Source organism: Prauserella halophila (genome assembly GCF_024171895.1).
Taxonomy (GTDB): domain Bacteria; phylum Actinomycetota; class Actinomycetes; order Mycobacteriales; family Pseudonocardiaceae; genus Prauserella; species Prauserella halophila.
Map to the genome: position 1 here is coordinate 472754 of NZ_JAMTCQ010000008.1, position 22546 is coordinate 495299.

Here is a 22546-nt window from a genome sequence, read left to right on the forward strand (position 1 = left end):
CGGCTGCCGCCTTCCACGGGTCGTCACCCCGGGCTCGGGTTCCGAGAGCGGGTTCGGAGGGATCGGGTTCCGAGGTCACGGTTCTGGTCGTTGTCCGATCGGACAAGGTTTACCCGGAAACTTTGTCCGATCGGCTCAGTATACGACGCCGCGCCCCCTGCTTCACTGCCGATGCGGCGAACCCGCTCGCGCATCGCCACGAAGGAGGTTTCGAGGTCCATGGACGGCATCACCAACGTTCCCCAGCCCGCGAACGAACCGGTCAACTCGTACGCGCCCGGCACGCCCGAACGCGCCCGGCTGGAGGCGAAGCTGGCCGAGCTGGACGCGAACCCCACCGAGGTGCACCACGTCATCGACGGCGAGCACCGGCGCAGCGCGACGACCGTGCAGAACGTCGTCCAGCCGCACCAGCACGCCTCGGTGCTCGGCACGTTCACCCACGCCACGCGGAAGGACGTCGGCGACGCCGTCGAGGCGGCCAATGCCGCGGCGCCCGCGTGGGCGGCCATGCCGTTCGACGAGCGCGCCGCGATCTTCCTGCGCGCCGCCGACCTGCTGTCCGGTCCGTGGCGCGAGACCATCGCCGCCGCGACGATGCTCGGCCAGTCGAAGACGGCCCAGCAGGCCGAGATCGACGCCCCCTGCGAACTCATCGACTTCTGGCGGTTCAACGTCCACTTCGCGCGCCAGCTGATGACCGAGCAGCCGCTGTCGGTGCCGGGCGTGTGGAACCGCGTCGAATACCGCCCGCTCGAAGGCTTCGTCTACGCGGTCACGCCGTTCAACTTCACCGCCATCGCCGGCAACCTGCCGACCGCACCCGCGCTCATGGGCAACACGGTCGTGTGGAAGCCGTCGGACACCCAGGCCGTGTCGGCGTACCTGACGATGCAGCTGCTCGAGGCTGCCGGCCTGCCCCAGGGCGTCATCAACCTCGTCACCGGCCCCGGCGCCGACATCTCCGACGTCGTGCTGCCCGACCCGCGCCTGTCCGGCATCCACTTCACCGGTTCCACGCAGACGTTCCAGACCCTCTGGGCCGAGGTCGGCACCAACATCTCGCGCTACCACTCCTACCCGCGCCTGGTCGGCGAGACCGGCGGCAAGGACTTCGTCGTCGCGCACAGCTCGGCCAAGCCGGAGGTCCTCACGACCGCGCTGATCCGCGGTGCCTTCGACTACCAGGGCCAGAAGTGCTCGGCGGCCTCGCGCGCGTTCATCCCCGCATCGGTGTGGGCGGAGATGGGCGAGGACCTGATCGCCAAGACCAATGCCCTGTCCTACGGCGACGTGGCGGACCTGTCGAACTACGGCGGCGCCGTCATCGACAAGCGCTCGTTCGACCGCAACGCCGCCGCGCTGGCGCGTGCCAAGTCGACGCCGAGCCTGACGGTCGCCGCGGGCGGCGGCGCCGATGACAGCGTCGGCTACTTCATCGAGCCGACGATCCTGCTCGGTGACGATCCGACCGACGAGGCGTTCCGGCAGGAGTACTTCGGCCCGATCCTGGCGATCCACGTCTACGACGACTCGAAGCCGGGCGCGTTCGATGAGATCCTGGACACGGTGGACTCCGGCTCGGCGTACGCCCTGACCGGTGCGGTGATCGCGGACGACCGCGACGCCGTGGCCAGGGCGTCCGAGAAGCTGCGGTTCGCCGCGGGCAACTTCTACATCAACGACAAACCGACCGGTTCGATCGTGGGCCAGCAGCCGTTCGGCGGTGCCCGCGCCTCGGGCACCAACGACAAGGCGGGGTCGCCGCAGAACCTGCTGCGGTGGGCCTCGGCACGCTCGGTCAAGGAGACCTTCGTGGCCCCGACCGATCACCGCTACCCGCATCAGGGGGTGTGATCACCATGCCGTCTCCGCTGCGCACGGGCCTGCTCGCCGCGGCGAGGTCGAAGCGCCTCGAACGGATGGCCTCCCGGCTCCCGCTCACGCGCAAGGTCGTCGACCGCTTCGTGGCAGGCGAGACCGAACAGCAGGCGCTCGCCACCTCCCGGGACATCCTCGACTCGGGCCGGTTCATCACGATCGATCACCTCGGCGAGGACACCACGAACAGCTCGCAGGCGACCGCGACCGTGTCGGCGTACCTGTCGCTGCTGTCGGCTCTCGCGCCGCTGGCAGGCCGGGACACCGCGGCGGGCGGCCCGCGGCCGGTGGAGGTGTCGCTGAAGCTGTCGGCGCTCGGGCAGTTCGTCGCGGCCGACGGCGACCGGATCGCGCTGGAGAACGCGCACAAGATCTGCACGGCGGCCGAGGAGGCCGGCGTGTGGGTCACGGTCGACGCCGAGGACCACACGACGACCGATTCGACGTTGTCGATCGTGCGCGAGCTGCGGGGAGACTTCCCACAGCTGGGCACGGTGCTGCAGGCCTACCTCACACGCACCGAGGCCGACTGCGCCGACCTGTCCGGACCGGGCTCGCGCATCCGGCTGTGCAAGGGCGCCTACGCGGAACCGGCGAGCGTGGCCCACCAGGGCGACGCCGTGGACGAGGCGTACGTGCGGTGTCTGCGGGTGCTGATGAACGGCCGGGGCTACCCGATGGTGGCCACGCACGACCCGGCGATGGTCGAGGCGGGGCTGCGCCTGGCGGCCGAGGCGGGCCGCGGCACCGACGAGTACGAACTGCAGATGCTCTACGGCATCCGCGACACCGAGCAGCTGCGGCTCGTCGGGCAGCAGCGGCAGCTGCGCGTGTACCTGCCCTACGGCACCGAGTGGTACGGCTACTTCATGCGCCGCTTGGCGGAGAAACCCGCCAACCTGGCCCTGTTCCTGCGGGCGCTGACCTCGCAGAAGTAGCCCCCGGTGAGTGCCCCCAAGGGCACCTTCGGGGCGTTGAACGCCCCGAAGGTGCCCTTGATCTTGCTCGGCGGATCGCTGGACCCGAGGACCCGTCGGCGGGCCGGGGCTGTCCCCGGTCCGCCGACGGCCATAGACTCGCCCACGATCGATGATCAACGGCGAAAGGCGCGCACGACGATGTACGCAGCGACGGTCACCCGCACCGACGGCCCCGCGGCCCTCGAAGTCACCGACACGGACCCGCCGGCACCCGGCGACGGCCAGGTGCTCATCGACGTCAAGGCGGCCGGCGTCAACTTCCCCGACCTGCTGCTGACGAAGAACATGTACCAGGTGAAGCCGGAACCGCCGTTCACGCTCGGCGGTGAACTCGCCGGCATCGTCCGCGAGGCCCCGGCCGATTCGGGCTTCTCCCCCGGCGACCGCGTCGCCGCCAGCACCACCACCGGCGCCTTCGCCGAACAGGCTCTCGCCTCGGCATCCAGCGTCTTCCCTCTGCCGGATGCGATGAGTTTCGCCGCAGGCGCCTGTCTGCCGATGAACTACCTGACCATGACATTCGCCCTGCTCAAACGCGGGCAACTGCAGCAGGGCGAGACGGTGCTCGTGCACGGCGCCGCGGGCGGCATCGGCACCGCCACCATTCAGCTCGCCTCCGCGATGGGCGCACGCGTCATCTCCGTGGTCTCCACGGAGGACAAGGCACGGTTCGTCTCGTCGGTCGGCTCCCACGAGGTCGTCCTCGCCGACGGGTTCAAGGACTCGGTCGCCGAACTCACCGGCGGCCGCGGTGCCGACCTCGTCGTCGATCCGGTCGGCGGCGACCGGTTCACCGACTCCCTCCGCAGCCTCGCCTCGCTGGGCCGGTTGCTGGTCATCGGCTTCACCGCGGGCGACATCCCGACCGTCAAGGTCAACCGGCTGCTGCTGAACAACATCGACGTCCGCGGGGTCGCGTGGGGTGCCTACGCCCTGGCCGACCCGGCGCGCCTCCGCGCGGAGTGGAACGTGCTGCTGCCGTATCTCGAGTCGGGAGTGGTCGACCCGCCGATCGCGGCGACCTACCCGCTCTCCCGCGCGGGCGAGGCCGTCGCCCGGCTCGACGACCGCACGGTGCTCGGCAAGGTCGTGGTCGATCCGGCCGCGTGAGTTCGCGGCCGGCCGGGGCGTTCGGCCAGGCGGCGGTACAGCTCGCGATGCCGTTCGGCGGTTTCGGACCAGCTGTATCGCCGCACCAGCGCCCGCCCGCGCTCGCGGTGACGGTCCGGGTCGGACACGGCGCCGGCAAGCGCGTCGGCGAAACCGTGGGGGTCGCCTGCGAACCGCACGGCCGAGCCGAACACCTCGCGCAGCACCGGGAGGTCCCTGGCGACCACAGGAACTCCCGCGGCGAGTGCCTCCATCGCCGCGAGTCCGAAGCCCTCCTTCGTGGACGGAAAACCGAACGCCTCGGCCGCGGCCACGACGAGCGGCAACTCGTCGTGGCCGACCGCCCCGAGCACGACCGGCTCGACGCCGAGATCAGCGGCGCGGGCGTCGAACCGCGCGCGGTAGCCCCGGTAGTCGAACAGCGTCTCCCCGCCGACGATCACCAGCCGCAGCTCCGGATCCCGGTCACGCAGCAACGCGAACGCCTCCAGCAGGTCGACGGTTCCCTTCCGTGGTTCGATACCTCCCACCGCGACGACGTACCGGCCGAGCTCGCCGCGCCACCGGCCCGTGCCGTCCGTGTCGGCCGCGGCGCGGGCGAACCGGCCGGCGTCGACACCGTTCGGAATCACGGTGGCGTCGATCCCCCACCCGTCGCGTAGTTCTCCCGCGACGGCTCCGGACACGCACACGTGTGCGAACGGCGCCGAGATCGCGCGTTCGTGGCAGGCCGCCAGTTCGGGGGTGGTGAACCGGTCGATGTGGTGCACCGTGCGCACGCACTCCCCCACCGCGTTGGCGCTGATGCAGTCCTGAGCGTGCACGATGTCGTACGCGCCGCCGTCGAAGGCCTCGCGCAGCGTGTCGATCGACCGCAGGATGCGCGGGCCCACTCCTTCGCCCTCGCGGGAGTCGAACGGCACAACCCGCACCGTGACGCGCGGGTCCACGGCACGGAAGAAGCCGGTGTCGCCGTCGCGTCCGAGGGTCCACACGGTGACGTCCTCCCCCATGTCCACCAACGCCTCGGCGAGCGCCAGCGTGTGGACCACGCCGCCACGCGGTTTCGTGGAATAGGTCAGCAACGCGATCCTCACGATGTCCCTCCGTAGGCCTCGGGTTTGCGTTCGCCGAGGTGGTGCAGCACCCGCCGGGCGTTGGCCAGCTCGCCCGCCACGTCCACCTCGGCCACGGCGATTCCCGCCTTGCTCCACGTGCGCGCCAGGATGTCCCCACCGGGACCGACGACCTTGGCCTGTCCGAGGAAGCGCATGCCACCCAGTGCGCCGGTCTGGTTGGCCGAGGCGAGCACCACCTGGTTCTCGGCAGCACGCGCCTGGTCGTAGAGGTCGAACAGCCGCGCCTGGCGGTCCTGGGACATGCGGGGCGCGCGGTTGGTGATGCTCGTCGGCCACGCGGACAGGCACGCGATGATCTCGGCCCCGTCGACGGCGAGGCTGCGCGCCGATTCAGGGAACGTCTTGTCGTAATCGATCAGCATGCCGATCCTGCCCACCGGCGTGTCGAACGCCGCGAACCCGCCGCCCGCGGCGTAGACGGCGCGCTCACCGGACGGCTGGTGCACCTTGCGGTGCCTGCCGAGCACGCCGTCGCCGGTGACGGCGAGCGCCGCGTTGTAGCGGTCGTCGCCATCGGCTTCGCAGTAACCGACGGCGACGACCATGTCCCCCGCCAGCGACCCGATCCGGACCAGGTGCGGATCATCCGGCGACAGCGCGGGAGGCGGATCGGCGGCATCCGGATCGCGCAGGTCCGACAGGTATCCACCGACAGCGGCGTCCGGCAGCACGAGCAGCTGCGCGCCGGACGCGCGGGCGTGCTCGATGAGCGTGGCGATGCGGTCGAGGTCGAACTCGAGATCGCGGCCGAAGTGGGCGGCGACCGCGGCGATGCCGGTCAGAGCCATGCGGCGATCATCCCGCAGGCACCGCGGCCGGAGCGTACGCCTCGGGCCTACGATCCCGGAGGTGCGCCATCGACCGGCGTGCGCTCGCCAGCGCCGTGGGCACCTCGAAGTCGGCGACCGCCAGCCCGTCGCGCACGCCCGTGTCCGCGGCCACCTCGCCGCCCGGGTCGACGATCTTCGCGCTCGCGACGAACCGCAGGTCGCCGAATGTGCCCGACTGGTTGGCCGATACCCACACGATCTGGTTCTCCAGCGCCCGCGCTCGGTCGAACAGGTCGAACCGGCGTTTCCACCGGTCCTGCGCGAGGTCGGCCGCCGCGTGGGTCCGGCTGCCGGGCCACGCGGACAGGCACACTCCGATCTCCGCACCGTCGAGCGCCAGCGCACGCGCCGATTCGGGGAAGGCTTTGTCGTAGCAGATCATCATGCCGATCCTGCCGACCGGAGTGTCGAAGGCGGCGAATCCGTTCCCGGCGCGATACGTGGCGTCCTCCGACAGTGGCTGGTGCACCTTCCGGTGCCGGCCCAGCACCCCGTCACCCGAGACGCACACGGCGCTGTTGTAGAGGACTCCGCCGTCGGATTCGCAGTACCCGGCCGTGACCACCAGCTCGCCGGCGAGCCGGGCGAGCCGGCGAACCTCCGGCCCGTCGGCGTCCAGTGCCGGTGGACCGTCGGCACCGCCGTCGAGGTTCGCCAGATACCCGCCCAGACAGGCCTCGGGCAGCGCGAGGAGCCCTGCACCGTCGGCGCGCGCACGGTCGATCAGTGCAGCGATGCGCGTGAAGTCCTCGTCGAGGTCCCGGCCGAACGGGGCCGCCGCCGCCGCGATACGCACTCCGGTCATGTCGCGGTCCCCAGACCGGTCACCGCCGTGTCGAGCACGGGGATCTCCTCTCCGTCCGGCCACCGCAGCCGGACTCCACCTTCCACGGTCAGTTCTCCGCATTCGGCCGACACCGCCGGCCCGGCGGGTGGTTCCTGGCCACCCACGGTGAGCATTGCGAACCCCGGGAAACACGTCAGCCAGTCGCCCGCCGTCGCACCCGCGGGCCGCGGCACGGCCGCGACGTCCAACACTGCGCCGCAACCGCTGGCCTCGGCCAGCATGCCGAGAGTGCCGGCGATTCCCGCCATGGACACGTCCTTGGCCGCCTGCGGGCGCGCCGCCGCGACCGATTCCTGCATCACACGCAACTCGGTCGTCCGACGGGTGGACGTCGAGTCCCACTGGGCGCCGGTGTAGCCGGGGCGCCACGAGCCACCGAGATCGGCGGTCAGCCGCAGCCGCTGGCCGGGGCGGCCACCTCCTCCCGGAACCGGATCGGGCGTGCGCCCCAACGCGGTCACCACCAACGACGCCGGCACACTCAACTGCGTATGCCCGCCGAGCACCGGAACGTCCCACGCCCGACTGGCCGCTCGCAGTCCGGACAGCACTCGCGACGCGAACGACGCATCCCGCGCGCCCAGCGCATCGAGCAGGCCGACCGGGTTCGCACCCATCGCGGCCAGATCGTTGACGTTCACCAGCACCGAGCACCAGCCTGCCCACTCCGGGTCGCGCTCGACCATGGAGGGCAGGATCGCGTCGCAGGCGGCGACGGTGTCGCCGCCCGGCACCGGCACGCCGTCGTCGCCGACGAACCCGGGAACGCCGGTCATACCGTGCAGCAGCGGTCCGAGGGCGGTCTTGGTCGACCGTGCCAGCGCGGCCACCCGGCCGATCGGATACCGCATCAGCACGTGCGACCTGCCGGCCACATCCACGTCCCGGACACGCTGCCAGCCGAGGCGCGCGAACATCGCCTCGTTGGCCGGCTGCACCTTCGCCTCGAACCGCAGCACCCCGGCATTCTCCGCATACGCCTGCGCCGCCCTGACCAGCGCCGCACCGACGCGGGTAGCCGCGCGGCGGTGCTGCGGGTCCACCACGAGACGCCCGCCGTCCCACCAGCCGACGTCCGTGCCGCCGGTGGCCGGATGTAGCCGCACGCCGCCGACCACGGCTCCGCCCGGGTCGCGGGCGACGAGTACGACGGTGCGCGGGTCACCGTCGTGGACGTCCGTGTCGTCGGAGTCGAAGAGCCGTTGCTCGTCGACGAAGACCGCACGCCGCAACGCCCGGTACGCACCGAGTGTGGCGGCATCGTCGGCGGGCTCGATCCGGAAGCGCGGCTGCCGCGCCACGCTGACCGGGTCGCCGAGACCCGCCAGCACGTCGGGATACATACTCACGCTCCTGCCGCGCTCAACGCGCCACAGGCGCCGCACGCGGCGCACCCGGCCTGCTGATCGGCCCCGGTCATGCCCGCCGCACGCAGCAGTGCGGCGACGCGTTCGGTGACGTCACGGACGAGCGAGGCGGGCGGCGGCTGCACACCGTCGGCACGCGCCAAGGTGCCCGCCATCGGACGCATCGGGACGACGAACGGGTAGACGCCGTGCTCGATGAGCTCGCCGGCGCCCGCCACCAGCTCACCGGGATCCTCGCCGAGGCCGACGAGCAGATACGTCGACACACGGTTGTGGCCGAACACCCGCACCGACTCGTCCCACGCCTCCCAGTACTCGCTCAACGGCACCGTCGACTTGCCCGGCATCCAGCGCTCCCGGACCGCATCGTCGAGCGATTCGACATGGATCCCGATCGATGTCGCGCCCGCTTCGCGTAGTTCGGTCAGCGCTGTGAGGTCGCCGGGCGGTTCGATCTGTACCTGGATCGGCAACCCCGGTACCGCCTGGAGTACGGCCCGTACACAGCGCACGAGGTGCCGTGCTCCCCTGTCCGGTCCCGTGGTCGTCCCCGTGGTGAGCACCAGCTGCCGCACGCCGTCGAGACGCACGGCGGCCTCGGCGACCTCCGCGAGCTGTGCGGGTGTCTTCGCCGCGATCGTCGAGTCCGTGCGCAGCGACTCCTCGATGGTGCAGAACCGGCATCGCTGGTCCTCGTCGTACCGGATGCACGTCTGTACCACTGTGGAGGCCAGCACGTCCCTGCCGTGCAGGAGAGCGATCTTGCGATACGGAATACCATCCTTTGTGGACAGTTCGTAGAACCTCGGCCTGGCGACGGGTTCCACCGACAGGCCGAGGTCCAGGGTTCCGTCGAAGACCCTGCCGTCGCGCACGACGTACGGACTCTCGGAGTTCAGCGGAACGGTCGCGGCGGCACCGTCGACCACGAGATGACCGTCGTCACTCGGCCCCGCTCCGTTGCTGCGCCGGACGGGCGTCTCCGTCCGGAGTCCCTGAACCGCGAGGTCGAACCGTGTCGACACGACCGCGTTCTCAGCATCAGTTGTCACGACGTACCTCCCAACTCCCGATCGCCGTTTCGCGGGTCACCACATATAGGTCGAATTGATGATCGCGCCCTTGCGCGCGTAGTGGATGAGCGCGTCCTGCACGTCCAGCGGGTGGGTCGGAATCACGCCCTCGATGAGGTCCTCCTCGCGCAGCCCGTGCAACGACAATCCGAACCGGCAGCAGTACACCTTGCCGCCTTCGGCGATGAACGTCTTGAGTTGCTCGTTGATGTTGTGCTCGCCGGGGAACGCCGAGTTGCCCGTCGTCGGGAACCCACGCGTGGCCATGCAGTTCATCGAGCCGGTACCGTAGAAGTAGATCGCGGCCTCGAAGCCCTTCCGCAACGCGCGTGTCGCCTGCAGGATCGCCACGAAGCTCACCGACGACTCGTGCGCGATGCCGTGCACCAGAGTGAAGTAGGACTGGCCGGGTTCGGCCTGATAGTCGGGAAACACCTTCGTTCCGCCGTAGATGTTCGAGCCTTCGGGCAGCGACGGGTGCGGGATCTCGTTCAGGCTCTGCTGCTCGGTCTCGGTCAGTTCGGGCATGGGTTCTCCTTCGTCGATATCGGCGGATTTCCTGACTACGGTCCGACGAACGTCAGCCGTAGAGCTTGTCGAAGTTCTCGCGGAACGCGAGGCGTGCGAGTTCGCCGTCGCCCGCGGCACCGCTGAGGGCCGCGAGTTCGGCACCGTGGTCTCCCCACGGCTCGTCGCTGGCGAAAAGCACCCGGTCGGCACCGATGCCGCGCCGGGAGATCTCCTCGGCGAGCCAGCGCGGCGCGAATCCGATCGCCCACGACAGGTCGGTGTAGACGTGCTTTCCCTCCTCGATCCAGGAGAAGAAGCGGGAGCCGACCAGCTTGATATGGCCGCTCATACCCCCGCCGAAGTGCACCAGGTGGATCTTCACGCGGTGGCCGTAGTCGTCGACGAGCGCGCCGATGTTGTCGATGTCCGAGGCGCCTCCCGGGGAGGTGTGCACGTGTACGACGAGGTCGAGCGTTTCGGCCGTCGCGACGATCTCGTCCAGCAACGGGCGGCATTCCGGATCCGTGGGATTTCCGCCCAGCAGGAAGCTGAGTTTGAGCGCACGCACCCCGGGCTCGTCGGCGAGCGCGAGCGCGGCGCGGGTACGCTCCGCGTCGCGCGGCAGCGGGGACACCCACACCGCGGCGCGGATCCGGTCGTCCGACGCGGCCGCCTCGACACAGAGTTCGTTGAACGAGAACGACACCGCCGGATCGGGCACGCCGTAGTTCGGGATCACCAGCGCCCGTTCCGTGCCCTCGGCGTCCAGGTCGGCGATCAGTTCGGCGATCGTCTCCCGCGCCCGCGAGTCCGGTTTGACCGCGGGGCCGCCGTAGAACGGGAACGCCGGCATCGAACCGAGGTGCCGGTGCGCATCACGGACGTCGAACCGTGTCACTGGTGCCCTCCCACATCGTTGCTCCGTTCCGCCCGCGTCGCGACGGACGTCGTGTCATCGGAGTCACCGTGGCCGCTCATGCGACCGTGTGCGGTGATGTCCGGACGGCGCCGGCCGGACAGGTGTTCCTGCGAGTGCCTGCGATCCACGGCACGTCGAACCGGGTTCCGGGGGCGGTGTCGGTGATCCGGCGCGCGAGATGTTCCGCGTCGCGTCCGACCCCGCTGAAGCGGCCCGAACCCCACGTGTGCTGCCACGGCAGGCCCAGGAAGTACAGGCCGGGGCAACCGGTCACCCCACGCTCGTGCGCCGGGTAACCGCGCCCGTCGAAGACCGGCACCTCGATCCACCGGTGGTCCATGCCGAATCCGGTGGCCCACACCACGGACGTGATGCCGGTATCGTCGAGCGCGAGCTCCGCCGGCTCGTCACCTGGATCCCACACCGGAACGTAGCGCCGTTCGGCCGGAGCTTCGATCCCGTGCAGTTCCAGGTACGCGTCGATCGAGTCCTTGATCCCCTCGGACACGGCGTCGGCACCGTCGAGGTTCTCACGCAGGTCCGGGAGGAAACGCACCACGCCGGAGTCCACATCGGACAACCTTCCGTACAGTCGCATCCCCGCGAGCGCGAACGCCCGCAGGTCGATGTCGCGGCCGCCGTCCCGCCCGGTGACGTAGTGATTGGCCCGGAACCGCACGGCGTCGGCGTCGGAGAACTCGTCGATCCCCCGGCGGTAGTGGCCCATGTCCTCGAGCCAGTCGACGACGTCCCTGCCGCGGTACCGGCGCGCGACCCTCGGCGCGCCCCCCACGGACAGATGCACCGCGCGCCCGGCCAGCTGCAGGTCCTCGGCGATCTGGCACCCGGACTGTCCCGACCCGACCACGAGCACCTCGCCGTCCGGTAGCTGCCGTGGATTCCGGTATGCCGAGGAGTGCAGCTGGGTGAGCCCGGGAGGAAGCCGCTCGGCGAGCCGCGGGATCAGCGGAACCTGGTACGGACCGGTGGCCACCACAACCTGATCGGCGGTGAGCTCTCCGTGCGATGTGGACAGCACGAACGTCGTCCCGTCTCGTCGCAGCAGGGTCACGTCGACTCCGGTGACGAGCGGGCACGGGAAGGAACGTGCGTAGTCCTCTACGTAGGCCGCGACCTCGTCCCGGGCCATGAACCCGTCGGGATCGCCACCCGCGTAGGGAAATCCGGGAAGGTCGCACTGCCGGTTCGGCGTGACGAGGCAGAACGAGTCCCAGCGACGACTGCGCCACTCGTGTCCCGGGCTCTCCCGTTCCAGCACGATGTGGTCCACACCGTCCCGGGTCAGCCGGTGGCTCATCGACAGCCCCGCCTGCCCTCCGCCGATGATCGCCACCGTCCGGTGCAAGCCATCCACCGTGGTCATCGTTCGAACCTCTCGACAACCACGGTGGAGTCACCGGCAGCGCCCGTCGCGGCCCGGTCGAGTTCCGCCACGGTGGCCCTCGCCCGGCCACACGGGACACCGTGAATGGCGGCGACTCGGTCCGAGGCGACACCGAGAGCCGATTTCCCGCGTTCCAGGAAATCGTCGATGCGGTATTCGCTCCCGGGCCGGAGATAGTCCTCGATCACGGTGGACGGGGAGTAGAATCGGTGCGAAACGCCGTCCGGCCAGCGCACATGGAAGTACATCTCGGGCACGGCCACTCCTCTCGACGGGATGGTTCTGTCGGTGGGTCGTTCTCGCGGTGGGTCGTTCTCGCGGTGGGTCGTTCTCGCGGCGGAACGGTTCGCCGAGGGACGGACACGGCAGGTGGGTGACGCGACTCGGTCGCGATACCATGGACACGCCCGCGGCGACGTCTACCCGCGGACCGGCGACCACACTGTCGCGGCGATAGAGTTGCCACGATCCGGACGCCCATGGCGACCGAATGTGATGACAACCAGTAGAACCGCTGACGATTTCCGAACGATGCCATCCGGAATGCCCGTGCGTTACCGAAAAGGCACTTTGTTACGAGAAAACGTCCGATAGTCTCGATGGTGATGAGCACGCCCGGCGCCACCGCAACCGATTCCGACACCGCGGCCGATTCCGACACCGCGGCCGATCCAGAGACCGCGACCGCCGTCGTGGACCGCGCCTACCGCCTGATCCTCGGCCGGGCCCCGGACGCCGCGGGACTGGCGGACTACACGGAGCAGCTGCGCTCCGGGCAGCTGTCGGAGCGCCAGCTGTGCGCTGCACTCGCGAGTTCGGACGAGTTCGCGGACCGGCTCTCGCCCGAGGCGGGGCCGGCGGCCGGGGCACGCGACGCGCGGGCGGCGGCCGCCCGCGAACCCGGGTTCGTCGACGCCGCCGAGCTCATCCGCACCACGACGGTCGAAGACCTGGCCGCCACCGCCGAGGCGTACTTCTCCTCCCTCGACCACACCGAACCGCTGCTGGCGAAACCGTTCAAGGAACCCGGCGAGGCAGCCGATCTGCTGGTGACGTTCGGGCAGGTGCTGCGCGGGCTGCAACCGGCCCCGGGCATGACGGTGCTGGACTTCGGCGCGGGCACCTGCTGGACGAGCCGGCTGCTCACCCAGCTCGGCTGCCACGTGATCGCCGCGGACTTCTCGCCGTCGGCGCTCGAGCTCGGCCGCGAGCTGTACGCGCGCCAGCCCGTGATCGGCGATCGGCCGGATCCGGAGTTCCTGACCTTCGACGGCCACCACGTCGATCTGCCGGACGCGTCGGTCGACCGTGTCCTGTCCTACGACGCGCTCCACCACGTGCCGAACCCCGGGCAGGTGCTCGGGGAATTCGCGCGAGTCCTGCGGCCCGGCGGTCTCGCCGCCTTCGCCGAGCCGGGGCCGGAACACTCGCTGCAGCCGCAGTCGCAGTACGAGATGCGGCACTTCGGCGTGCTCGAGAACGACGTGGTGATCGAGGACCTGTGGGAGCAGGCGCGCCGTGCCGGGTTCGCCGACCTGCGGTTGTGCCTGCTCGACTCCTCGCCGCAGTGGGTCGACCTGCCGACGTTCCAGGACGTGCTCAGCACCCGGGCCGACGGTGCGGTGTTCCCGGAACCCACACGTGCGGCGATCGGCGACCGGCGCATGTTCGTGCTCCGCCGCGACGGCACCGAGCCCCCGGACAGCCGGGCGGCCGACGGCCTCGGCGCGGACCTCGTGTTGTCCGACGTCGACGTCACCAGCCCGGCCGAGGACACCGTCGCCGCCACGATTCGCGGGACGTGCCTGCTGCGCAACACCGGCACGCGCACGTGGCTGCCGTCCGATGCCGCGCACGGCCCGGTGTATCTCGGCGCCCGCGTGCGCACGGCCGACGGCACGCTGAGCGATCGACTCAGCGGCACCGGCGGCCGCATTCCGTTGCCCGGACGGGGCGTCGCCCCGGGCGAAGAGGTGACCGTCCCGGTGCACCTCGACGTGCCCGCCTGCGGCGACGACGGAACCGACGCCGGCAGTCGTCCCGTCGCGGTCGAGTTCGATCCGGTCAGCGAGTTCGTGTGCTGGTTCTCCGTCAACGGGTCGGTCCCGGCCACGGTGCGGCTCCCCTGAGCCGACTCGGCACCGGACTCCGGCCCTCGTCCGGCGGCACCTCTCCGGCAACGGGCCGTCCGGGAAGAAACGTCCGGTGATCGTGCCACCCCCAGACGCACGATCACCGGACGTCCTCACCCGCCCCTCCACGGCGGCGGCCGCTGCAGGTCACCGATCCGGACACGGCCCGGGCTGCGCGACGCGGGGTCACCACGACGGACCCGCGCACCGGCGTCCGCACCTCGTTCCGGTCGCAGCCGATGGCCTGCGACGTCGTCCGACGCCGACATCCAGCGTCCCTCCGGTGGCCGGCAGGTGCAGCAGTTCGGCCTGCGGCGGGGTGAGCCGCGGTGCGCGAACCTCGGCACCGCGCGGGCCGGGCACCGCGCCCCATGGGATCGCGGTGTACCGGTGGGACTCGCGGTGTAGCTGTGGGTGAATGCCGGCACCGGTGGGTGAATACCGCCACACACCTCTCCCGTGGACCGATTCACGATCATTCGTGTCACGGGGATGATTCCGGATCACCGAAGGGTGGCGTTCGAACCGCCTCGTGTGTGATCATTTTTCGACGTCGTGAAATGTCTCGACCATTACGCTTTCACGAATGAATCACACGCGGCATTCACGTTACGAATCCGGTTATCACACACCGTATTCGGTTCGACACTCCGAGCGCAAGGACACATCCGGGCGATGTCGACACCTCGTCGACACCTGGAGGATGCACGCCCTGCGCGGTGCCCACGAACTTCCCGAAGATTCACATTGGGGGATGTTTTCGCCGGTCACAGAGCTTCCATTAGCACACTTGGCCAATCGGACCCCGTTTCTGATACGTTCGCGGGGTTGTCTGGCGCGAGTCAAAGAAAGCCGACTCGTCCGCGCCTAAACCTTCTTTCGGAAAATGATCTGTGTTCCACGACACCGATCCGTGACTTTTCCGTTGCTGTTTCGTAATCTCTTGGAAGGTGTTCGCGACAACCCCGCGTGTTCCCCAGCACGGTCGCGACCCTGCCGACCCGGAACCCCGACCGGTCGGCACGCGAAACAAAAAGGAGAACCACCCCGTGGAGTGGAACGACATCCCCCGGAACGCGAAGAACATCTTCGCGCGAAAGGCCCTGACCCCGATCTCCCCGAAACTGAACGCCTCCGTGAAGGAGAGCGTGCGCGGCTACGCCGCCGTCGGCCTGATCGCCACGGCACTCGCCGGAGTCGTCGGCCAGGCCGCGTTCGCCGATGACACGGTCGACCCCGTCGCCTCCCAGCGCACCACCGACTCGGCCGCCCAGAACGCCGGTGTGGTCCGCGCGCACAGCCACTTCGGTGTCGCCCAACTGGGCGAGAAGGCCGCCGTCCCCGAGAAGCCGGAGCAGACCGGCGGTTCCGGTGGCCAGTCCCAGCCCGCGGGCCAGGCCTCCGGCGACGACGAGCAGTCCGACCGGAAGCAGCAGCCCCGGTCCCAGCAGAAGCAGCAGTCCCAGCAGGCCGGGCAGTCCCAGCAGGCCGGGCAGGCGAAGAAGAACAAGGCCGCCCCGAAGGCGGAGCCGAAGAACAAGCCCGCGCCGAAGCCGCAGTTCGACCAGGTCGACCGCTGGATCAACCGCGCGATCCACGTCCTGCGCCAGAACGACGTCCAGATCACCCACGAGAAGCGGGACGAGATCCGCACGATCATCGAGAAGGAGTCGAGCGGCGATCCGCGGGCGATCAACCTGTGGGACAGCAACGCCGCGAAGGGCATCCCGTCCAAGGGCCTGATGCAGACCATCGACCCGACGTTCGACGCGCACAAGCTGTCCGGCCACGACGACATCTACAACCCGGTCGACAACATCATCGCCGGTGTCCGCTACACGCTGGACCGCTACGGCAGCTTCGACGACCACCCCGGGCTCGCCTCGATGGCCGGAGGTGGCGGCTACCAGGGCTACTGAGCACGCACTCCCGAGCGAGTAGCCCGGTTCGGTTCCCACCGGCCGCTCGGAGATCCCCGCCGGATCTCCGAGCGGCCGGCTCACGTGCGGGAACGCCCCGTCAGGGCTTGCGGCCGAGACCCACGAAACCGCTTGCGGCCGACGGGTTCTCCCGGAACTCCTCCGATGCGGGCGAGGCACGCAGCTCCGGCTTCCACTCCGGGGTCCACGTGATGCCCGGCTCGACGAGCTCGAGACCGTCGAAGAACTGTGCGAACTCGTCGCGGGAACGGATGAACAGCGACGAGCTCGAGCGGGCGTACTGCTCCTTGATCGCCTCGCGCTCGTCCTGTCCCTCGGCGGGCACTCCGTCGAACGTCAGATGCGAGGTCAGCAGGTACGACCCGGATCCGAGCCGGTCCACGTACCTGCGGATCACGCCGTGCGGATCGTCGTCCGGTCCGAAGAAGTACAGGACGTTGACGGCGATGAGCCCGATCGGCTTCGTCGGATCGAGCACGCCCGAATCCAGCGCCTCCTGCCACACCTCGTCGACGTCGAGCAGGTCGGCGTGGATCACGGCGTGGCGCGTCGGGTCGCCTTCCCGCTCCAGCAGCACCCGCGAGTGGGCCACGGCCACGGACTCGTTGTCGACATAGACACAGCGACTGTCGGGGTCGACGGAGTCGGCGATCTCGTGCACGTTCCCGACCGTCGGCACCCCGGAGCCGAGGTCGACGAACTGCGTGATGCCCTGATCGGCGAGGTACTGCACGCCGCGGCCGAGGAACTCACGACCGACACGGGCCATCGTGCGCACGATCGGGAAGGTCTCGAGGGCCTTCGCCCCGAATTCGCGGTCGATGGCCCAGTTGTGGTGCCCGCCCAGGAACCAGTCGTAGATCCGCGCGGGGTTCGGCCGTTCCAGGTCCACGCCCTCGGGCACGGAATCCGGATCGTTCGGCGCCATGGTTCCTCCTCGTCGTTCCCGCGGACACGCACTGCTGATCAACTGCTGCCGTCACCCTACCGAGCGAGTGCACCGGTTCGCCCGTGCCGGCCACACACCCGCGAACCGGCCCGGTCAGGAGACGAGCGCGGTGATCCGTCCCCGTATGTCCTCATCACCGAAGCGCTGCAGCGCTGCGGTGAGCTCGTGACGTGCCTGCCGCTGATCGGCCGCGAACGCACCCGCCAGTTCGCCCATCGCCAACAGCGCACCGGCAGGAGCGCGACCGGCCTCGTGCATCCGACCGGCGTGCTCGCGCAGCCCCGTGCTCTGCACCTCGCCGTCCTGGAACGCACCGAGGATGTCCTGGAGCTTCTTGAGCCGCTTCAGCACCGCCGTGTGCTCGGCGGCCGGGCACAACGGCCGCGCGAACTCCAGCAGGTACCGCAACTCCTTGCACCGTTTCCGCAGGTTGTGCACGTCCTCGGCCGGTGATTCCGGAGTGATCGCCGCCGCCTTGCGCGTCACCTTCTTCGCCGTGCGCGCCAACCGGTCCCGCACGAACGTCGCGACGTCGGGCACGGCCGTCCCATCGGTGCCACCGGTGCTCGCACCGGCCCGCCCTGCGGTGCCCGCTCCCCCGGCGGCACCGTCCTCCCCGGCGGGGCCGTCCTTCCCGGCTGTGTCCTCTCCGGAACCGTTGTCCCCGGTGGTGTCGTCCCCGGCGGTGTCCGCGCCATCGACGGCTGCGCTCTCGGCATCCGCATCGCCGATCACCTCCGTCAGCGCGGCCGGCCACTCTTCGAGCAGCCGCGCGAACCGACGGGTGCGCAGCGCGCGGACGAGCGCCCGGCGAGCCCGGCCGCGCTCGCGGTGCAGGTGCTCGCGGAACGGGGCCAGATCCTCCGGGTCGCCGGCCGCGAGCCGTCCCGCGAGGTCGTCGAACCCGAGCAGGTAGACGTCGAGGTCGCGGGTCGGGCCGGTCACCTCGCCGAGCCACGACAGTGTCGGCGAGTACCGCTCGACCGGCCGGGCCGGCAGCACGTCGCCCGCAAGCTTCAGCAGCGACCGGGTGCGCCGCACGGCGACGCGCAGCTCGTGCAGGTACTCGGTGTCGACGTCGGCGATCGTGCCGTCCACGCTGGCGGCGATCGTGCGGGCGTGCACCCGCAGCGCGAGCGCCACGGCGACGTCGGCGGGCGTATCGGCCGACAGCTCCGGCGGTTGCGGCCGGTCCGGTACGCCGGCCTCGGCGAGCAGCTCCTCGTAGAGGTCCCCCGCGTCCTTGCGGAAGCGCCGGTCGGCCCCGGCCGCGTCGTCGTCGCCGGATCCAGCCGCGCACAGGGCTTTCCGGATCCGTTTCGCGGGCTTCTCCCCACCCGCGACGGTGAGCACGTCGACACGGATGAACGGTGCCGTGCGCACCGGCTCCTGCACGGTCGTCTCCCGCCAGACGAGGGCTGCGACCACCGCTGCGCCGGCATCGCGCACCCACACCTCGCGGGTCACCGTCCGGGTACGCAGTACCGGGGCGACGGCGCGCACCGACATCCGCCCGGCGACGAGGTCACGCACGTCGCCGTCGGGCAGGTCACCGGCCAGCGCAGGCCACTCCGGCGCTGCGGACAACGGCGTACTCGCGGTGTCCTCGCCACGGGTGGCCGTCAGCGCGCCCGGTCCCGAGCCGCGGTCGTGGGTCAGCCGCACCCCCTTGCGCCGCAACCGCCCGTCGGCGGTGTCGAGGTAGGTGCTGCTGCGGATGCGGCGTGGGCCGGCCTCGAGGGTGTAGCGCCGCCCGCACGCCGGCTCCAGTGCAGCGAGCACGGCGTCGGCGTCACCACGCGTCGGCTCGCCCTGCCCGCGCAACGTCCCGAACACCGCCGTCCGCGATTCCGCGGTCTCTCGCACAACAGGCTCCTTCCGCACGTCGCTTCGGTGCCGGGCCGGGAATTCTACGGCAGCAGTACCCGCCCCGGCACCGTCCACGCAGGGCACCCGCGCCGTGCCGTACGCCACCGAATGGACCAGACTCACCCGTGCATCCCAGTGAAAGGACTCAGCGACGTGACCGAGATCGACATTCCGACGGTGGAGCTGAACAACGGCGTGACCATGCCGCAGGTGGGGTACGGCGTGTACCAGGTGCCGCCCGACGAGACGGCCGTTGCGGTGACGGCGGCACTCGAAGCCGGGTACCGCAGCATCGACACGGCCACCCTGTACGGCAACGAGTCCGGCGTGGGCCGGGCCGTGCGCGATTCGGGCATCCCGCGCGACGACCTGTTCCTCACCACGAAACTGTGGAACGACGCGCAGGGCTACGACGCGGCACTGAAGGCCTTCGACGCGAGCCTGGCCGAGCTGGGCACCGACTACGTCGATCTGTATCTGATCCACTGGCCGGTTCCGGAAGCCGGCCTCTACCCCGAGACGTGGCGGGCGCTGGAGAAGATCAACGCCGACGGCAGGGCGAGGGCCATCGGCGTGTCGAACTTCCAGCCGCACCACCTGGACACCCTCGCCGAGAACTCCGGCGTCGTGCCCGCGGTCAACCAGGTCGAGGCACACCCGTTCCTGCAGCAGGCCACCGTGCGCGAGTACGACGCCGCCCACGGCATCGTCACCGAGGCATGGAGCCCGCTGGCCAAGGGCGGCGAACTGCTCGCCGATCCCGTCGTCACCGCGCTCGCCGACCACCACGGGCGCACGCCCGCGCAGATCGTGCTGCGCTGGCACCTGCAGCTCGGGAACGTGATCATCCCGAAGTCGGCCACCCCGTCCCGCATGACCGCGAACCTGCAGCTGTTCGATTTCGCCCTCGACGAGGACGACATGACCCGGCTGGCCGGGCTCGACCGCGGCGAACGGACCGGCCCGGACCCGGACACGCTCAACCACCGCTGAAGCCGAACATCTCGTTGCCGCCGCCGCGGCTCCCGGCGTCCGGTGTGCGCCGGGAGCCGCGGCGTGCGGCCCGACCCTCCACACGAGACAGTCCACACAGCACAGTCCCCGCAGACCATGTTGCATCTCCGCGGGGCCGTGTTGCGTCCCCGCGGGGCCGTGTTGCATCTCCGCGGGACTGTGTTGCACTTCCGCAGGACCGGTTGTTCCCGCGGGTTCTCACCACCTCGCCATGTCGACGACACCACCGGCACCTCGGAGCGACAACACGGCCCCGACGGACCACGACACCGGCCCTTGGATCCGCAACACAGCCCCCTGGATCCGCAACACGGCCCCTTGGATCCGCAACACAGCCCCCTGGATCCGCAACACGCGCCCGCGGGGCACGGCATGCGGCCCGCCGGGCGCGCTCCTCGCTAGGCTGCGGCGCAGGCGGACGACGACGCCGCAACGACGCGGGCGACGAAGGAGCGAGACGATGACCGGCACGAGACCACGGATCGTGGTCAGCAGGTGGATTCCCGGCGACGCCGTGGCACTGCTGCGGGAGGCGGGCGAGGTGTGGCTGCCCGAGCCCGACCGGGCCCTCCCGACGGCGGAACTGCACGACGCCGTCGCCGGGGCCGACGCCGCCGTCATCACGCTCGGCGAACACGCCGGGGCCGCCTTCGCCCGCGCCGCGGGGCCGCAGCTGACGGTCGTCGCGAACGTGGCGGTCGGCCACGACAACATCGACGTGCCCGCACTCGCCGAGCGCGGCATCACGGTCACCAACACTCCCGGGGTGCTGACCGACGCCACCGCCGACCTCGCGTTCGGCCTGCTGCTGTCGGTCACGCGCCGCCTCGGTGAAGGCGAACGGCTGCTGCGCTCACGTACGCCCTGGTCGTTCCACCTCGGCTTCATGCTCGGCTCCGGGTTGCAGGGCAAGACGCTCGGCATCGTCGGGCTCGGGCAGATCGGCCGGGCCGTGGCGGCGCGGGCACGCGCGTTCGGGATGTCGATCGTCTACACGGGACGCCGCCGCGCGCCCGCCGACGTCGAAACCGGCCTGGACGCCACGTACCTGCCGCACGAGGAACTGCTGCGCACCGCCGACGTCGTCTCGCTGCACTGCCCGCTCACCCCCGAGACCCGGCATCTCATCGACGCCACTGCGCTCGAGGCGATGAAGCCCACGGCGGTTCTCGTCAACACCACGCGTGGACCGGTGGTCGACGAGACAGCACTCGCCGCGGCACTGCGCGACGGGACGATCGCCGGCGCCGGTCTCGACGTCTTCGAACACGAACCCGAGGTCCATCCCGGACTGCTCGAACTCGACAACGTGGCGCTCGCCCCACACCTCGGCTCGGCGACCGTCGAAACCCGTACCGCCATGGCGACGCTGGCCGCCCGCAACGTGCGCGCCGTCCTGGCGGGCGAACCGCCGCTGACCGAGGTGACGCCGTGACGGCACCGGTCCCACGGCGCGTGGTCGTCGCACCCGACACGTTCAAAGGCAGTCTCACCGCCGTCGAGGCTGCCGAGGCCGTCGGCGCGGGCGTGCGCGACGCACTGCCGGACGCCGGCGTCGCGCTGTGCCCGGTCGCCGACGGCGGCGAAGGGACACTCGACGTGCTGCTCGCCGCGGGCGGCACCCGCGTCGACCGGCGCGTGTCCGGGCCGCTGTCGGATCCGGTCGACGCCTGGTACGTCCTGCTCGACGGCACTGCCTACGTCGAATCGGCGCGTGCCTGCGGAATCGAGCACGTGACGCCGTCGCCGGAGGTGGCCCTCGCCGCACACACCCACGGGGTCGGTGAGCTGATGGCCGATGCCCTCGGGCGCGGCGCCCGGCAAGTGGTGCTCACCGTCGGCGGGACCGCGAGCACCGACGGCGGCAGCGGCATGCTGCAGGCGCTCGGCGCACGCCTCACCGACCGCGACCGGCGCCCGGTGGGCCTCGGCGGCGGCGCGCTCGCCGACGTCGTCTCCGTCGACCTGACCGAGACCCGCGCACTGCTCGGCGACGCACGGATCCGGGTGGCCACGGACGTGACCAATCCGCTGCACGGCACCAACGGCGCCGCGGCCGTGTTCGGCCCGCAGAAGGGCGCGTCCCCGGCGGAGGTCACCCTGCTGCGGGCGAACCTCGAACGGTGGGCGGAGGCGCTGGACTTCACCGACCGGCCGAGCGCGGGTGCGGGCGGCGGCATCTCCGGCGGCGCGATGGCCGCGCTCGGCGCGAGCGCCGAATCGGGTTTCGACCTGGTTGTCGAACTCACCGGCGTCGCCGAGGCGATCAGCGGCGCCGACCTCGTCATCACCGGCGAGGGATCGCTCGACGCGCAGAGCCTCGCGGGCAAGGCACCCGCGGGAATCGCCGCCCTCGCGCGACGGCACGGGGTCCGGGTCGCGGCGATCGCGGGCCGGATCGCCCTGACCCACGGCGAGCTGGCCGACGCGGGGATCACGACCTCGGTCGCGCTCGCCGACCACGCCCCCTCGGCCGGCGTCGCCGTCCGCGACGCCGCCGCACTGCTCCGCCGCCTCAGCGCCGACCTGGTCCGGTGCGCGTGACGCGGATGCGCAGACCCGGAACACAGGCGCCCTGACA

Annotated in this window: 18 protein-coding genes and 1 pseudogene; 8 read left to right on the top strand and 11 right to left on the bottom strand. The window is 70.7% G+C overall.

Annotated features, from left to right (window positions below; translation table 11 throughout):
- The first annotated feature begins 219 nt into the window (after nt 1-219).
- The 3 genes from pruA (at nt 220) to LY41_RS02440 (ending at nt 3971) form a co-directional block, all read left to right on the top strand.
- Nucleotides 220-1857 (top strand): L-glutamate gamma-semialdehyde dehydrogenase, encoded by a 1638-nt coding sequence (gene pruA / locus LY41_RS02430; protein ID WP_253862163.1) that lies wholly within the window; start codon nt 220-222, stop codon nt 1855-1857.
- Nucleotides 1858-1862: 5 nt separating this feature from the next.
- The gene (locus LY41_RS02435; protein ID WP_253862164.1) at nt 1863-2819 is read left to right on the top strand and encodes a proline dehydrogenase family protein; all 957 of its coding nucleotides are present in this window, start codon (nt 1863-1865) and stop codon (nt 2817-2819) included.
- 180 nt (nt 2820-2999) lie between these two features.
- The gene (locus LY41_RS02440; RefSeq protein WP_253862165.1) at nt 3000-3971 is read left to right on the top strand and encodes an NADPH:quinone oxidoreductase family protein; all 972 of its coding nucleotides are present in this window, start codon (nt 3000-3002) and stop codon (nt 3969-3971) included.
- Here the strand turns inward: LY41_RS02440 and LY41_RS02445 are convergent.
- The 9 genes from LY41_RS02445 to LY41_RS02485 form a co-directional block, all read right to left on the bottom strand.
- On the bottom strand, nt 3884-5068 hold the full coding sequence (locus LY41_RS02445; RefSeq protein WP_253862166.1) for an MSMEG_0565 family glycosyltransferase: 1185 nt from the start codon (nt 5066-5068) through the stop codon (nt 3884-3886). The genes LY41_RS02440 and LY41_RS02445 overlap by 88 nt on opposite strands.
- Nucleotides 5065-5898, bottom strand: coding sequence for a carbon-nitrogen hydrolase family protein (locus LY41_RS02450; protein WP_253862167.1), 834 nt, complete (start codon nt 5896-5898; stop codon nt 5065-5067). The genes LY41_RS02445 and LY41_RS02450 overlap by 4 nt, the downstream gene beginning before the upstream one ends.
- Before the next feature lie 7 nt (nt 5899-5905).
- On the bottom strand, nt 5906-6745 hold the full coding sequence (locus LY41_RS02455) for a carbon-nitrogen hydrolase family protein (RefSeq protein ID WP_253862168.1): 840 nt from the start codon (nt 6743-6745) through the stop codon (nt 5906-5908).
- A complete protein-coding gene (locus LY41_RS02460; protein ID WP_253862169.1) occupies nt 6742-8130 on the bottom strand; it encodes an MSMEG_0567/sll0787 family protein in 1389 nt (462 codons plus the stop codon). The genes LY41_RS02455 and LY41_RS02460 overlap by 4 nt, the downstream gene beginning before the upstream one ends.
- A gap of 2 nt (nt 8131-8132) precedes the next feature.
- A complete protein-coding gene (locus LY41_RS02465) occupies nt 8133-9206 on the bottom strand; it encodes an MSMEG_0568 family radical SAM protein (protein ID WP_253862170.1) in 1074 nt (357 codons plus the stop codon).
- Between the two features lie 36 nt (nt 9207-9242).
- On the bottom strand, nt 9243-9755 hold the full coding sequence (locus LY41_RS02470) for an MSMEG_0572/Sll0783 family nitrogen starvation response protein (RefSeq protein WP_253862171.1): 513 nt from the start codon (nt 9753-9755) through the stop codon (nt 9243-9245).
- A gap of 52 nt (nt 9756-9807) precedes the next feature.
- Entirely contained in the window at nt 9808-10635 is an 828-nt protein-coding gene (locus LY41_RS02475; protein ID WP_253862172.1) for an amidohydrolase family protein, read from the bottom strand.
- A 76-nt stretch (nt 10636-10711) separates the two neighbouring features.
- On the bottom strand, nt 10712-12040 hold the full coding sequence (locus LY41_RS02480) for an MSMEG_0569 family flavin-dependent oxidoreductase (RefSeq protein WP_253862173.1): 1329 nt from the start codon (nt 12038-12040) through the stop codon (nt 10712-10714).
- Complete coding sequence (locus LY41_RS02485; RefSeq protein WP_253862854.1) at nt 12037-12309, bottom strand: MSMEG_0570 family nitrogen starvation response protein; 273 nt, start codon at nt 12307-12309, stop codon at nt 12037-12039. The genes LY41_RS02480 and LY41_RS02485 overlap by 4 nt, the downstream gene beginning before the upstream one ends.
- A 357-nt stretch (nt 12310-12666) precedes the next feature.
- On the opposite strand from LY41_RS02485, the gene LY41_RS02490 reads away from it, so the two are divergent.
- Entirely contained in the window at nt 12667-14190 is a 1524-nt protein-coding gene (locus LY41_RS02490; protein ID WP_253862174.1) for a methyltransferase domain-containing protein, read from the top strand.
- A 1571-nt stretch (nt 14191-15761) separates the two neighbouring features.
- A pseudogene (locus LY41_RS24160) lies at nt 15762-16112 on the top strand (transglycosylase SLT domain-containing protein); the annotation flags it as partial.
- Nucleotides 16113-16212: 100 nt separating this feature from the next.
- Here LY41_RS24160 and LY41_RS02500 read toward each other — a convergent pair.
- Both LY41_RS02500 and LY41_RS02505 read right to left on the bottom strand, forming a co-directional pair.
- The gene (locus LY41_RS02500) at nt 16213-17061 is read right to left on the bottom strand and encodes an SAM-dependent methyltransferase (RefSeq protein WP_253862175.1); all 849 of its coding nucleotides are present in this window, start codon (nt 17059-17061) and stop codon (nt 16213-16215) included.
- 114 nt (nt 17062-17175) lie between these two features.
- Nucleotides 17176-18948, bottom strand: a complete 1773-nt coding sequence (locus tag LY41_RS02505; protein ID WP_253862176.1) for a CYTH and CHAD domain-containing protein — start codon at nt 18946-18948, stop codon at nt 17176-17178.
- Between the two features lie 204 nt (nt 18949-19152).
- On the opposite strand from LY41_RS02505, the gene LY41_RS02510 reads away from it, so the two are divergent.
- The 3 genes from LY41_RS02510 to LY41_RS02520 all read left to right on the top strand — a co-directional run bounded on the left by LY41_RS02510 (nt 19153) and on the right by LY41_RS02520 (nt 22509).
- On the top strand, nt 19153-19944 hold the full coding sequence (locus LY41_RS02510) for an aldo/keto reductase (RefSeq protein WP_253862855.1): 792 nt from the start codon (nt 19153-19155) through the stop codon (nt 19942-19944).
- 481 nt (nt 19945-20425) lie between these two features.
- Nucleotides 20426-21400 carry a 2-hydroxyacid dehydrogenase gene (locus tag LY41_RS02515; protein WP_253862177.1) on the top strand — a complete coding sequence of 325 codons (975 nt, stop codon included), beginning with the start codon at nt 20426-20428 and terminating at the stop codon, nt 21398-21400.
- A complete protein-coding gene (locus LY41_RS02520) occupies nt 21397-22509 on the top strand; it encodes a glycerate kinase (protein WP_253862178.1) in 1113 nt (370 codons plus the stop codon). Before LY41_RS02515 ends, LY41_RS02520 begins: the two co-directional genes overlap by 4 nt.
- Nucleotides 22510-22546 lie beyond the last annotated feature (37 nt).